A 248-nucleotide genomic window follows, 5' to 3' on the forward strand; every position below is an offset into this window, starting at 1 on the left:
CCCATCGGGACGACGAGCAGGTGGTGCAGCGCCGGCTCGGACACGTTGAGGATCAGCAGGGAGCACACCGTGATGCCAAGCTGGCAGACGGCCAGCATCTGGGAGACGTGCTCCATCGCGTAGAGCGCCACCTGGGCCCGGCGGGAGCCGGCCTCGGCCCTCGGCTCGATCTGCGCCCGGCGGGCGCCCATGACCGCGAACTCACCCGCCACGAAGAAGGCGTTGGCGGCCAACAGCACCACCAGCCA

1 protein-coding gene is annotated in these 248 nt (G+C 70.6%); it reads right to left on the reverse strand.

The window, feature by feature from the left end; translation table 11 throughout:
• The coding region (locus AB0N07_RS51330; protein ID WP_365847919.1) for a CNNM domain-containing protein at positions 1-239 on the reverse strand (239 nt) is incomplete at its 3' end.
• Positions 240-248 lie beyond the last annotated feature (9 nt).

Origin of the sequence: Streptomyces sp. NPDC051172 (assembly GCF_040682555.1) — a bacterium.
In the GTDB taxonomy this organism is placed as follows: Bacteria; Actinomycetota; Actinomycetes; order Streptomycetales; family Streptomycetaceae; genus Streptomyces.